Genomic DNA, 12,549 nt, shown 5'->3' on the forward strand with positions numbered 1-12,549 from the left:
ACACACACGAACTTGCTTGAATCCGACATTTTCCATTGTTTTTGCAGCTTTTGTTGCAGCCTCAGATCTCAAAAATTTGCAACTTCCCTGATTATTAAAGGAGAACGGTCTCATGTTATATTTCGATTCCTATCAGCAGTTGAGAGAGGCATTGCAGTCTGACGATGCCGTCATTCCATTTGACGATTTGCACATCCACCGACAGGAATTCCGGTCGACCTCCTATAAACTGTTGCCGGGCGAAGAAGATTATTGTTGTGAACAACACCAGGAGCATTTCAACCTGCAACACAGTTTTTACACCAACATCGGGCACATCAGCAATCAAATTCAAATCCGCGACAATGACATCCGGGAGAACCAGGTATTTTCCTATCACATTTTTATGCCTGCTTCGGTAAAAAAAGCCGAAAGCGCCATTTTCCTTCTTCACGGATTTAACGAGAAGAACTGGGACAAATACCTCCCCTGGGCCCAGTACCTGGCCAGGCACACCGGCAGCGCTGTCATTTTATTCCCCATTGCTTTCCATATGAACCGGACATTGTCGATCTGGAGCGACAAACGAAATATGTTCCGGCTAAGCGAAGAACGAAAAAAAATGTTCCCCGACGTGGTCGATTCGTCGCTCACCAACGTGGCCATCAGCATGCGTTTGCACAGCCGGCCGCAACGATTTATCTGGTCGGGTTTGCAAACCTATTACGATATCATCCGGTTTGTTGAAAGCTGCAAAGACGGGCTAAACAGCCTCATCTCCCCCACTGCCCGTTTTCACTTTATGTCGTACTCCATTGGTTGTTTACTGGCCGAAATCCTGAAACTGACCAATCACAACAATTATTTTAGCGAATCCAGACTGTGTTTGTTCTGTGGCGGGGCTGTTTTTAACCGCCTTTCTCCCGTGTCTAAATATATTTTGGACAGTGAAGCGAACATTGCCCTCTACGCCTACATGATTGAACACATGAAGAAACACATGGACCACGACAGACAACTGAAACATTATATTAACGGCCCCCACCCGGAAGGGTTGGTGTTCTATTCGATGCTCGATTACAAGGAAAAACTCGCGTACCGCGAAAGTTTATTCAACCAGGTTAGCCGTAAACTCATGGCGATCACGCTAAAACAGGACACCATTATTCCTCCCTACGAAATAATCAATACCCTGCAAGGCGCTACCCGGGATATCCCGATACCGGTGACGGTTTACGATTTCCCGTTTCGCTACAACCACGTCAATCCTTTCCCGGCAACCGATAAAAACAAGGAACTGATTGACGAAAAATTCAAGCTCGTATTCGGCCAATTTGCCGCCTTTATAAACGGTGAAAAAACACAGCTGATTCGAGATAAAACGACCTGAGGTTTTGGATGAAACTACGCGTGATTCGGGGTGAAACCACCGGTGTTTTTTGTTGAAATAACAGGTGGTTTCCCTGATGCCAGGTTTTCGTCGGTTTTAAACGGGTTTTGGTTCTCTAACCTTTCCCGATCGATTTTACTTCAAACCCGATTTTCGTCAAGGCACCGCGGTTGAGTAGGTTTCTGCCGTCGAAAACAAAGGCCGGTTTATACATCTGGTCGTAAAGCTTTTGCCAGTCGTAGGTTTTAAATTCATCCCACTCGGTCAGAATGGCTACCGCGTGGGCCTTTTCGCAGGCGGCAAAGGGCGAAGCATGCACCGTTACCAACTGTTTAATCTCTTCGGGCGTCAATTGTGCAAATTTTGGCGAATGACACAGGTTTTCGTCGCGCCGGTGTTTCTGCAGGTATTCCAGGTCGGCGTAAATTTGCCTGGCCGAAACTTTAGGATCATACACATGAATTTCAGCCCGGTCCTGCAACAACTCATCCGCCACATAAATGGCAGCAGATTCGCGGGTATCGTTCGTGTCTTTTTTAAAGGCCCAGCCCAGAAACGCAATTTTTTTACCCGACACGGTATTAAACAAGGTATCGATGATTTGCTTGGCAAAGCGGTGTTTTTGATAATCGTTCAGCAAAACAACCTGTTCCCAGTACCCGGCCACCTCGGGCAGGTTAAAATGATGACAAAGGTAGACCAGGTTTAAAATATCTTTTTGAAAGCAACTCCCGCCAAACCCCACCGATGCCTTCAGGAATTTGGGGCCAATGCGTGAATCCATCCCGATAGCGCGGCCCACTTCATCAACATCGGCGCCTGTCCGTTCGCATAAGGCCGAAATGGCATTGATCGATGAAATACGTTGTGCCAGAAAGGCGTTGGCTGTTAATTTCGACAATTCAGAAGACCAGATACGCGTGGTAATAATCCGTTCGCGCGGAATCCAGTTGGCGTAAATGTCGGCAAGCGCCTGTTCGGCAATTTTACCGGCTTCATTGTCTTCGCTCCCGATCAGCACCCGGTCAGCATGAATCAGATCTGTCACGGCTGTTCCTTCGGCCAGAAACTCGGGATTGGAAAGCACGGCAAATTTTGGGGCCGAAGTAGCGGCAAGGCTGCGGGCGCCATTGGCTGACGACGCGTCAAGTATCGTACGGATCGCCTGCGCCGTGCGAACCGGCAGCGTTGATTTTTCGACAATGATCTTATCGTCAGTCGAAATTTCAGCAATCTGGCGGGCGCAAAGTTCCACGTATTTTAAGTCGGCAGCCATCCCCTTGCCTACGCCATAGGTTTTGGTTGGGGTATTCACCGAGATAAAGATCATTTGAGCCTCGCGGATAGCGCCTTCCACATCGGTCGAAAAGAAAAGGTTCCGTCCGCGGGCTTCAGCGACCACCTCAGGCAGTCCGGGTTCGTATACGGGCAGGCGGGAAAGATCGGCCTCGTTCCAGTCGGCAATTCGCTGCGCGTTAATATCTACTACGGTTACCCGGATATGCGGACACTGCCTGGCAATAACAGCCATCGTCGGTCCACCTACGTACCCTGCACCAATACAGGCAATATTTGTGATTTTTGATGGGATCATGTTTTCCTATTTGTCGTTTTCAGAACTGTTTCATGCTCATCGGGCAGCATGATCATGATTGTGCTTCAAATTTAGTTAATTTAGCTTATTTAACTAAGGAATATTGCGCATTTTAACTACAAAGAAAAGGCATGGAAGAATTTTAAACACGAAGGCGGGGGTTCTACGTGGAGCAGAGGACCGAGAGCGAAAGGCAATTGACGATTAACAAGGACGAAGAAGGGAGACAGGAGACCGGAAATGACCTTGGCACTCAGGCACTCTTCATAACGCAGAGGAAACGCGAGAAGCGTGAAGCTCCGCAGAGATCAAATCCAAAGCCCTTAGCTCCCTGTTCCATGCCCAGGTTCTAACACTCCACCGAACTGACCCTCGTCGGCCAAAAATGTGGTAAGCTTGACAAGGGTGTGTTGTCAACTTGACAAAGGCGTATAGAAGCCTTTACCACGAAACCTTGTCAATGCTACCACGGAACCTTGTCCGGTTCACCATAAACCAACAGATCTGTCAGTTTTCAAACGATGAAGGAACTGGTCTGGATTCAAACTTTGCCGTCCTCGCCATAGTAGGTGTAAGCATGTCTGTATCCAACCTGGTTGAACTTGATGTCGTTGATCACCAATGAAGGATTGTTCATCACCGATTGCAAGGCGATATCATTGATATGCTTTAACTGATCTTTCCGGCTTAGTCCGTAACGGAGAATAAATATATTCAGGTCAGCCAGCCGGCCGGTAATAATCCCGTCGGTCACCATCGATACCGGGGCATTGTCGATAACAATGAAGTCGAATTCGTCCTTTGCCCATTCAAGGAGTTTAGCAAAATGTTCACGTTCGAGTAACTCGGCCGGGTTGGGCGGGATTGGGCCGGAGGGAATCAGCCACAAGTTGTCAGCGTAGGTTTCCTGAACAACTTCCTGTGCGCGGTGATGTCCGATCAGGTATGTACTCAGCCCTTTCAGCTTGTCAAACCCGAAGATCCGGTCGATCCGGGGTTTTCGCAGATCGGCTCCTATCAGCAGGGTCTTTTTGTCGTTCATGGCCAGGATACAGGCCAGGTTCGTCGCGCAGAAGGTTTTTCCTTCGCCGGGAATCATCGAGTGAATCCCGATCACTTTTTGCCCTGCCTGCGTAAACTTGTACTGCAGGTTTGTTCTGATCGCCCGGAAGGATTCGGTAATTGGCGCAGTCGGATTTTCAAAAACAACCAGTTCCGATTTTGACTTGCTATGGAAAACATTGCCAATGATGGTGAGCGGACTAAACCGTTCTACATCCTCTTGTTGATGAATTTTATTGTCAGTCATTTCAACCAGTAAAATAAAAAAGGCCGGAATAATCAAACCAAGCAGAATACCCAGCATGATCAACATTTTAGATGAAATTCCTGTTTGCCGGATCCGTTCCACCCGCGCCGGGTCGATAATTTGAATATCGACCACAGTAGAAGCAAGGCTTATCTCTATTTCGGCACGTTTCTGTAACAGGTAAGTATAAATCTCACTGGTCAGATCGTATTGTCGCCGGATATTGATCAACTCCTGTTCCTGCCCGGGAAGATTATTCAACTGGGCATTCATGGTATGGTAGCGGTCATCCAGGTTCTGAATGGTCAGGCGGGCATTATCAATCAGGTTAACCAAATTTTCGCGAAGCTGTTCGTTTACCTGGCTGATCTCCTTGTTTAACAGCACCAGCGTGGGGTTATTTTCGTAAGCGCTGAATGAAAGCACCTCTCGGCGGCTGTACAGTTCGCTTAATTTCAGCACCAGGGCATTCAGCGACGGATCCTGTATGCCAACAACCGACGGGGTAACAACTTGTTTGATTCCATCCGACTTACCCAAATAAGCCAGCAAGTTGATAAAATATTCCAACTGCATTTGTTGCTGCGACTTATTTTTTTCGATATCGCCCAACTGCGTCATAACCAGTTCGCCCTGCGCACTAAGGTCGATGATCTGATTCCGTGAACGATATTCTGTAAAGGTAGTGCCGGCAACAATAAGCGAATCGGAAATGCCGCTCAGCTGATTGTCGATAAATTGCAACGATCGTTTTTGGGTGGTGGTTTGCTGTTCCAGCTTGAGGTCGAGATGAACCCGGACTAACTCATTCAGGTAACGAATCTCACGCAGCGCTTCCGTTCCCTGAACCGACAAACGGATGACATCGCTCAGCTTATCGGCAGACGCGATGTTTAACCGTTCCTGGTATTCAAGCGTAAGCCGGCTCCTGTTGGTAAAGCGGAACCGGAATCGTTCGCCGGCAACGCGGCTGATGTCGTCTTTCAGATATAAAGTAAAGTTGAAAGATTCATCATGAAATTCCTCTCCGAACTTCCCGTTAGAGCTGCAATTGACATCAAGCTGAGCATTGTTCAGCATACCTGTACCGGAAGCCGAAACCGAATACGTACTGTCGGCTTCAGGCCTGATTTCAACCCAAATATCTTCGATGTTTATCTTGTTATCATGTTCGCGTATCACAAAAGGTTCGTTGGCATACAAACCCTGCCACCCGAATAATTCGCGTTGAAACCAGATGGTACGCCAGTTCAGATTTTCTACCACTCTGTAATTCAGCGTATAGGAACGAAGGAGTTCCACTTCGTTTGAGATTGACATATCGGCCATTCCGGGAAACTGGTTTCCAAACATGGTTTCGAGATTAAACGCCTTATTCTTTTGCGGAATGATGATGCTGGTATCCACCAAAAATGTTTGACTACGATATTTCCCAAAAAGAAAAGCGCCGGAAACAGCCAAAACCAGACAAACCGGAAACCAGTACCATTTGCGTAAGAGGATAAAAAATAAGCGTTTCAGATCGATTTCATCATCGGGTTGATTTGAGCCCCGCTGAGAGATATGGTTTGATTGCATCATTTCGAAAAATTTGAACAATTAACTATTTCAAAACAAAGCCTAAAACGGCCAGTAATACACTCAACGATGAGAAGAAAAGTGAATAGGCCTGGCTGTTTAGCTGAAAGTTTTTGTTTTTGTCGGGCTCCACAAAAATATAATCGTTGGGATGCAGGTAAAATGCACCGGACATCCAAACATCCTTGTCGGATAGGTCGAGGATGGTGGTCTGATTCCCATCGGCCTGCGGACGAACCACCATTACCCGTTTAATATTGGCATAGTCGGTATTCCCGTTAGCCATCGCCAATGCTTCAAACAAAGTAAAATTATTGTTGTAATTGTAATAAACCCCGGGATTTTTCACCTCACCCAGCACCGTAACTTTATAATTCAGCAATTTAACTCTAACGATGGCTTCTTTCAGGTACTGATTGGCCCGTTCCTGCACAACAAGCTCAACCTGAGACTGCGGACGTCCGGCCACGGGAATGTCGCCCAGTACAGGAAGCGTGAGCATGCCTTTGTCATTTACCTCAAAACCGTACAGGTATGCACCCTGCGGACTGATATATTTTTGATAGGAATTATAACTCTGCTGTTCCATATTCGATTCCGGGTTAAACAGGGCATTCACTTCCGCATTCATCGACTTAATACTGACATAGAGGATATCGCCCGGCTTGACGATATATTCAATAGCGCTATCATTCAGCGCTTTGACCAGTTCCTGATTGGACGCATTTTTCAAATACATCAACTCCTCGCTGTTTCGGCACGAAACCAGAGAAATGATTAAAACCACCAGCAACAGGCTTGTGAAGCCAGCTGATGTTACCGTATTCGTTGTTTTCATGTTAAAAGAAAGAATGGAAAAGATGAGAATGGAAAAATTGAAGAGGTAAATATTTTTGCATAAAATCTGATTCTGTTTGATTAAAACTACTTACAAGGCAGCCGATCTCTTAAAAATCCACCACTTGCGGACCGGCTCGTTCATCGCCTCCGTATCATTTATTTCCGGATGAAGCGACCTGAATATTTCAGTCCATGACGGCAACCCGCCCGGAGTCCGGTCGTCCAGATACAGGTCTGCAACAATTTTCCTGCTGGATTCAGGTTTCCATGTTTCTTCCGGATAATTTTTATTGATTGCATAAAATTCCAGCCCCCGTTCCCTGCAAAACAACACGGCCTCTTCTAATTCCCGACCTGCCCTGCAAGTCCAAAGAATAAGCCGATGTCCATTCCGTTGCAACATCTTCAGTGTTTGAATAGCAAAAGGCAATTCTTTTCCAATTTGCGGATATTTGTGTTCAACAATGGTTCCGTCAAAATCTACAGCAATAATCAATCGTTTATACATGCCCCTGTTTTAAAATGAAAATCAGCACAATGCTTCAGATTACCAAGTCGGATCAATGGACGAAAGTAATCTTTTTGAATGTTTTTATCAACGTTTTTTTTTATGAAGGGGACATTTATTATACGTTCCGGATGAAAATGGACAGTTTACACGCAAAGGAAAAGCAGTCAAACGCCATCCTCCCGTGAACGGTTTTCAGGCGCTGCTCATCCCGTATTTTTTACAAATTCGGGCTAATCGATTAAACCTCCGTTTACGAGGCCAGGGTTGCCACCATCACGGCTTTAATGGTGTGCATCCGGTTTTCTGCTTCATCGAATACAATGGAAGCCGGGCTTTCAAAAACCTCGTCGGTCACTTCCAGCGCGTCCATCCCAAATTTCCGGAAGGTCTCTTCGCCAACTTTTGTTTCGCGATTGTGAAATGCCGGTAAGCAGTGCATAAACTTTACACCGGGGTTTCCGGTTAACTTCATCACCCGGCTGTTTACCTGGTATGGTTTCAGCAGTTCGATGCGTTCGGCCCACACCGATTCCGGTTCTCCCATCGATACCCAAACGTCGGTATACAAAAAATCGCAGCCTTTTACTGCATCATTCACCTGATCGGTGATGGTAATTTTTGCGCCGGTTTGTTTTGCAATCTCTTTGCAAACCGCAACCAGACCGGCTGCCGGTTGGCATGCTACAGGAGCAGCAATCCGAAAATCCATGCCCATTTTGGCCGCTCCCACCATCAGCGAATTTCCCATGTTAAAGCGGGCATCGCCGAGGTAACAAAATTTCACCTCCGACAAATCCGTATTCGCATGTTCCTGCATGGTCAGGAAGTCAGCGAGGATTTGGGTCGGGTGAAACTCGTTGGTCAGCCCGTTCCATACCGGGACGCCGGCAAAGAGGGCCAATTCTTCCACGATAGCCTGTCCGTAGCCGCGGTATTCAATCCCGTCGTACATGCGTCCGAGCACGCGGGCGGTGTCTTTCATCGACTCTTTATGACCGATTTGCGAACCCGAAGGGCCAAGATACGTGATGTGTGCTCCCTGGTCGAAAGCCGCTACTTCAAATGCACAACGGGTGCGGGTCGAGGTTTTCTCAAAAATCAGGACTATATTTTTTCCTTTCAAATGCTGTTGTTCGGTACCGTTATATTTTGCTTGCTTCAATTCTGCCGAGCGTTTCAGCAGGTAAGCGATTTCTTCCGAACTAAAATCCAACAGTTTCAAAAAATGCCTGCCTTTTAAGTTGATTTGCATGATATTGATTTTAAGGATTGGTTACTTGCTTAGAGCACGGAGCACGGAGCACGGAACGTGGAGCTTTAACTCATTCATAATGCATCGTTATTTTTGAACCGTACGATTTATCTTCCAGCTTTTTTGCTTCGGTGATGACGCTTTTCTCACCTCCTTTTTCAATAAAGCGCAGGCAAGCTTTTATTTTTGGAGCCATAGTTCCTTCTCCAAAAGTACCGTTTTCAAGATACATTTTCGTATCGGCATAATCTAAAAATTCGAGCTTCTCCTGGCTCGGGAGTCCATAATCTTTATAAATAAAGGACACATCGGTTAAAATGTAAAACTCATTCGCCCCGATTTCCGAGGCCAGTAACGACGAAGTCATATCTTTGTCGATAACCGCATCCAGCGTACGCAAATCGTTCTGAGCATCATAATAAACCGGAATGCCGCCCCCACCGGCGGTAATAACAATATTTCCGGCCCGCGCCATGTCTTCAATCACATCTTTATTCAGGATATCGATCGGTTCGGGCGACGATACGACCCTCCGCCAGCCGTCCCGGTTTTTAACCGACGGTTTAAACAGCCAGCCTTTCGCGTGTTTCAGTTCTTCGGCTTCGGCTTCTGTATAAATTTTCCCAATCCGCTTGGAAGGGTTTTCAAATGCGGGATCAACCGGATCGACGGTAACCATACTGATCACGGAGATAATATGCTTTTTAATACCATGTTTGTTCAGCACATTCCGGAGCATCCGTTCAATCATGTAACCAATGCCTCCCTGCGAATCGGCCACACAGATGTCGAGAGGCATGGGAACAATGCCGTACAATTGCTCGCCTGCATCATTCCGCATCAGGATATTGCCAACCTGAGGCCCGTTTCCATGAGTGATCACGAGATGATAACCTGCTTTAATCAGGTGTACCAGGTTTTCAAGGGTTTCCGTGGTATTGGCCTCCTGCTGTTCGATCGATCCGGTTTCGTCGCCACGCAATAAAGCATTGCCCCCTAACGCAATAACGGCTAATTTTTTCATTGAAAAATGAATTACATCAGATACAAACATAAAAAATCAATACCATTATAAATCTGAATTTTGTTAGATTTTTTCGTCACATTGAATGCTATAAAACACTGATTATTTGAGCCTTTTACGAATTAAAACAAAAAGATTATCCTGAATGACAATTTGAAAACAGGAAGAATAGTTTTCGTATTGGATTAACGATATTGAAGTTTTTTTCGTAATTTTTGTCATCAAATAATCAGGCACACCAAAAATAACCGACCCATGATCTACGACGAAAAATCTTTCCGCCCCGATATGCCGGATAATCCGGAGCTGTATCAGAAAATTATCGACGCCCTGCCCATCCCGATCTTTTTCCGCGATATCAATGGCATTTACCGGTCGACCAACAAGGCTCACGAAATTTTCAGCGGGCGAAGCCGGGAGCAGATCACCGGGAAGACGGTGTTTGACGTACAACCGCCCGAAATTGCCGAGATCTACGCTTTGCGCGATCAGGAATTGTTCGACAGCCCGGGTAACCAGGTCTATGAAACCAAGTTTCGCCAGCCCGACGGATCGTTACATGATGTGGTGTTTAACAAAGCGGTTATTCGCGATGATGCCGGAAATGTGATGGGCATCGTCGGTTCAATTTTCGACATTACCGACCGGAAAAAAGCAGAACGGAAACTGGAAAAAGCAAAAGAAAGCACCGTCATCGCGTCGGCCATGCTCCATAAAATCAAGGCCGGGATTATAATCGTGGATAATGAGCTGAAGGTACTCGATTCGAACCAGGGATTTGCCCGTTTATTTGGCGAAGAAACCGAAGAACTTTATGAAACCATTCCCGGTTTGACCGGCGCCGACCTGAAAGAACTGGTTCCCGAAGTGGTGTATAAAATGTTTTCTTCCATCATGGCTTCGGGCGAAAACATGCTCGAACGCGACCTCAAAATCCAGAATAAGCTGCTGCACGTGTCGGTGGTTACCATCTACAAAAACAGGGTGGTTGGGGCGCTCATCCGCGATATGTCGGCCCCCTCGCTTGTTCGCGAAGAAATCATCAGCCGGGCACAGCGGGTGAACAAGCAAAATCTCGAAACCGTGCAAAAAATCGCCTTTCTTCTTGGCGAAAATGCCTCACTGACAGAAGAATTGCTGAACTCAATTATCGAATCATACAAATACGGGGAGGACGAAAAATAATGCCTGATTTCCATGTTGAAGTTGATGTTCAGCAAAAACAAGCCAAAGGCGAAGTGGTTTGCGGCGACGTATTCCACACCCGGCGTATCAGCGAGGAAGGACGCACCATCCTGGTTTTATCCGATGGCATCGGGCACGGCGTAAAAGCCAACGTATTGGCTACGTTGACGGCTTCCATGGCGTTAAACTACACCTCTTTTCATACCAAACCCGAAATTGCCGCCAATATTTTCATGCGGGTGTTGCCACGCAGCAGCGACGGCAAGGAGAGCTATGCCACCTTCACCATCATTGAAATTGACAATGACGAGCTGGTGCGCATCATCAATTACGATAACCCGCCCACCATCATCCTGCGCAACGGACATCCTTTTGCCCCGCGCGAAATTGAAATGAACATCCGCGGCGAAGAAAACGTGGGCAAAATCCTGCGCATTCGCGAATTTAAACCGCAGAAGGGCGACCGCGTGATTTTTATCACCGATGGTGTAGCCCAGAGCGGGCTGGGCAGCAAAAGGTATCCCGAGGGTTGGGGACAACCGGAAGTATCGTTATTCGCCCAAAAACAAATCGCCCGCGAACCCGAAATATCGGCGACCCGCTTAGCCCGGAAAATACTGAACCAGGCCTCCATGAATGATGACTTTGAGCTAAAAGACGACACCAGCTGCGGCGTAGTTTATTTCAGACAGCCGCGTGAGTTTATGCTGATTACCGGGCCCCCGTTTTACAAGATCAAAGATTACGATTTTGTGAAGCGGGTGCAGGACTTTCCCGGGAAGAAAATTATCTGCGGCGGAACAACGGCCGAGATCATCGCGCGCGAACTCAACCTCGAAGTCAATATTCAGCATCGTTATGCCGATATTGCAATTCCGCCAACCGCCCAAATGGAGGGTTTTGAAATGGTCACCGAGGGCATTCTGACCATGGGAAAAGTGGAAGAAATCCTGGAAACGTATACCAGCGACACCCGGTTAGGAAATTCGCCGCCCGAAGAGGTGGTCAAACTGTTGATGGACCACGACACCATTCTCATTGTTGTCGGAACCCGGATCAACTGGGCCCATCAGGATCCTGACCAACCGGTTGAACTTGAAATCAGAAAGTTTGTTGTAAAACGCATTGTCAAGCTGCTGGAAGAACGTTTTTTCAAACAAGTGAAGGTGGAATTTGTATAAGCAAACAGCTGTAAATAACCGGAGCAGAATCATTTCATCCGGCTTAAACGGGAAAATCGTTCATGTTAAAATTATTTGATAGTTTTATCCGGCAATTTCAAGTCGTGGAATGAAAGAGACGTCAAGCGTGAAAGAAATGAACCTGTTGACCAAAAGAATCAGGCAAGGCGATATCAAAGCCTTTGATCTTTTGTATGCACAATTCAGCGAACGATTGTTTGGCTTTGCCTTTTCCATTCTGAAAAACCACGAAGATTCGAAAGAAGTTGTGCAGGAAACCTTTCTTAAAATCTGGAAAAAACGCGATCAGCTTGATTCGGAACAATCGGTTAAAGCCTTGCTTTTCTCTGTTTCATACCACATCACGATTGATTTACTACGCAAAAGGTTAAAAGAAAACCAATACTTGCAGGATCTGCAAAACTATTTTTCGGATAACGAACCCGCCGCTGATCATTTAGCCAGCTACAACGAACTGGCCAACGAACTGCAAAAAGCCGTATCAACCTTACCCGAACAACGAAAAAAAATTTATCAGTTGAGCCGCGATGAAGGATTAAGCCACAAAGAAATCGCCGGGATCCTGAATATTTCGGTCAAAACAGTTGAAAACCAGATCAATCTCGCGCTGAAAACGATACGAAAAAAACTGGATTCGGGTAATTTACTGAATCTGCTTTTTATCGTCCTGTTCCTCTGAAAAAAA

10 protein-coding genes are annotated in these 12,549 nt (G+C 46.5%); 4 read left to right on the forward strand and 6 right to left on the reverse strand.

What is annotated here, in order from left to right; translation table 11 throughout:
* Positions 1 to 112: 112 nt before the first annotated feature.
* A complete protein-coding gene (locus AC6H3C_RS15995) occupies positions 113 to 1,369 on the forward strand; it encodes a DUF6051 family protein (RefSeq protein ID WP_497516411.1) in 1,257 nt (418 codons plus the stop codon).
* A 115-nt stretch (positions 1,370 to 1,484) separates the two neighbouring features.
* Here the strand turns inward: AC6H3C_RS15995 and AC6H3C_RS16000 are convergent, their stop codons facing one another.
* The 6 genes from AC6H3C_RS16000 to AC6H3C_RS16025 all read right to left on the reverse strand — a co-directional run bounded on the left by AC6H3C_RS16000 (position 1,485) and on the right by AC6H3C_RS16025 (position 9,477).
* Positions 1,485 to 2,963, reverse strand: coding sequence for a nucleotide sugar dehydrogenase (locus AC6H3C_RS16000; RefSeq protein WP_497516413.1), 1,479 nt, complete (start codon positions 2,961 to 2,963; stop codon positions 1,485 to 1,487).
* 541 nt (positions 2,964 to 3,504) lie between these two features.
* Complete coding sequence (locus AC6H3C_RS16005; RefSeq protein ID WP_497516414.1) at positions 3,505 to 5,853, reverse strand: GumC family protein; 2,349 nt, start codon at positions 5,851 to 5,853, stop codon at positions 3,505 to 3,507.
* Between the two features lie 22 nt (positions 5,854 to 5,875).
* Entirely contained in the window at positions 5,876 to 6,688 is an 813-nt protein-coding gene (locus tag AC6H3C_RS16010; RefSeq protein WP_497516415.1) for a polysaccharide biosynthesis/export family protein, read from the reverse strand.
* A gap of 90 nt (positions 6,689 to 6,778) precedes the next feature.
* The gene (locus AC6H3C_RS16015) at positions 6,779 to 7,198 is read right to left on the reverse strand and encodes a BT0820 family HAD-type phosphatase (RefSeq protein WP_497516416.1); all 420 of its coding nucleotides are present in this window, start codon (positions 7,196 to 7,198) and stop codon (positions 6,779 to 6,781) included.
* 253 nt (positions 7,199 to 7,451) lie between these two features.
* A complete protein-coding gene (gene argF, locus AC6H3C_RS16020) occupies positions 7,452 to 8,453 on the reverse strand; it encodes an ornithine carbamoyltransferase (protein WP_497516417.1) in 1,002 nt (333 codons plus the stop codon).
* 70 nt (positions 8,454 to 8,523) lie between these two features.
* A complete protein-coding gene (locus tag AC6H3C_RS16025) occupies positions 8,524 to 9,477 on the reverse strand; it encodes a carbamate kinase (RefSeq protein ID WP_497516418.1) in 954 nt (317 codons plus the stop codon).
* Positions 9,478 to 9,732: 255 nt separating this feature from the next.
* Between AC6H3C_RS16025 and AC6H3C_RS16030 the strand changes: the two genes are divergently transcribed.
* The 3 genes from AC6H3C_RS16030 to AC6H3C_RS16040 all read left to right on the forward strand — a co-directional run bounded on the left by AC6H3C_RS16030 (position 9,733) and on the right by AC6H3C_RS16040 (position 12,543).
* Positions 9,733 to 10,662, forward strand: a complete 930-nt coding sequence (locus AC6H3C_RS16030) for a PAS domain-containing protein (protein ID WP_497516419.1) — start codon at positions 9,733 to 9,735, stop codon at positions 10,660 to 10,662.
* Entirely contained in the window at positions 10,662 to 11,843 is a 1,182-nt protein-coding gene (locus AC6H3C_RS16035; RefSeq protein WP_497516420.1) for a SpoIIE family protein phosphatase, read from the forward strand. The genes AC6H3C_RS16030 and AC6H3C_RS16035 overlap by 1 nt, the downstream gene beginning before the upstream one ends.
* A 109-nt stretch (positions 11,844 to 11,952) precedes the next feature.
* Positions 11,953 to 12,543, forward strand: coding sequence for an RNA polymerase sigma factor (locus tag AC6H3C_RS16040; RefSeq protein WP_497516421.1), 591 nt, complete (start codon positions 11,953 to 11,955; stop codon positions 12,541 to 12,543).
* The last annotated feature ends 6 nt before the right edge of the window (positions 12,544 to 12,549 follow it).

Source organism: Gaoshiqia sp. US2, assembly GCF_059705485.1.

What these genes read in the sequence shown, in the direction of transcription:
- argF (WP_497516417.1), bottom strand. Translation starts at nt 8,453, where the DNA reads ATGCAAATCAACTTAAAAGGCAGGCATTTTTTGAAACTGTTGGATTTT.
- AC6H3C_RS16000 (WP_497516413.1), bottom strand. Translation starts at nt 2,963, where the DNA reads ATGATCCCATCAAAAATCACAAATATTGCCTGTATTGGTGCAGGGTAC.
- AC6H3C_RS16030 (WP_497516419.1), top strand. Translation starts at nt 9,733, where the DNA reads ATGATCTACGACGAAAAATCTTTCCGCCCCGATATGCCGGATAATCCG.
- AC6H3C_RS16035 (WP_497516420.1), top strand. Translation starts at nt 10,662, where the DNA reads ATGCCTGATTTCCATGTTGAAGTTGATGTTCAGCAAAAACAAGCCAAA.
- AC6H3C_RS16040 (WP_497516421.1), top strand. Translation starts at nt 11,953, where the DNA reads ATGAAAGAGACGTCAAGCGTGAAAGAAATGAACCTGTTGACCAAAAGA.
- AC6H3C_RS16015 (WP_497516416.1), bottom strand. Translation starts at nt 7,198, where the DNA reads ATGTATAAACGATTGATTATTGCTGTAGATTTTGACGGAACCATTGTT.
- AC6H3C_RS16025 (WP_497516418.1), bottom strand. Translation starts at nt 9,477, where the DNA reads ATGAAAAAATTAGCCGTTATTGCGTTAGGGGGCAATGCTTTATTGCGT.
- AC6H3C_RS16005 (WP_497516414.1), bottom strand. Translation starts at nt 5,853, where the DNA reads ATGATGCAATCAAACCATATCTCTCAGCGGGGCTCAAATCAACCCGAT.
- AC6H3C_RS15995 (WP_497516411.1), top strand. Translation starts at nt 113, where the DNA reads ATGTTATATTTCGATTCCTATCAGCAGTTGAGAGAGGCATTGCAGTCT.
- AC6H3C_RS16010 (WP_497516415.1), bottom strand. Translation starts at nt 6,688, where the DNA reads ATGAAAACAACGAATACGGTAACATCAGCTGGCTTCACAAGCCTGTTG.